We start from the raw sequence: 248 nt of genomic DNA, 5'->3' as shown, positions 1-248 counted from the left end.
GCCCCGCGCTTGGCCCGCGGGCGCCGCACTTCCGCGATCACGTGCTGGAAATCGTCCACGTCCTTGAAGCTGCGGTAGACCGAGGCGAACCGGATGTAAGCCACCTTGTCCAGCTTGTAGAGCTCTTCCATCACCATTTCCCCGATTTGCCGGGTGCGGATCTCCCGCACGCCCAGGGACAAGACCCGCTGCACCACGTTCTTGATCGCGGCTTCCACCTTCTCCGCCGGCACCGGGCGCTTGTGCAG

1 protein-coding gene is annotated in these 248 nt (G+C 64.9%); it reads right to left on the bottom strand.

Translation table 11 applies throughout. From position 1 onward, the window contains the following. On the bottom strand, nucleotides 1-248 hold a 248-nt coding region (locus ACTFO6_RS19320), incomplete at both ends, for an ATP cone domain-containing protein (RefSeq protein WP_439935938.1).

Source organism: Pelomicrobium sp. G1, assembly GCF_051905455.1.
In the GTDB taxonomy this organism is placed as follows: Bacteria; Pseudomonadota; Gammaproteobacteria; order Burkholderiales; family UBA6910; genus Pelomicrobium.
The sequence above is the reverse complement of the archived record's forward strand: the minus strand, read 5'-3'. Positions and strand labels throughout refer to the sequence as shown.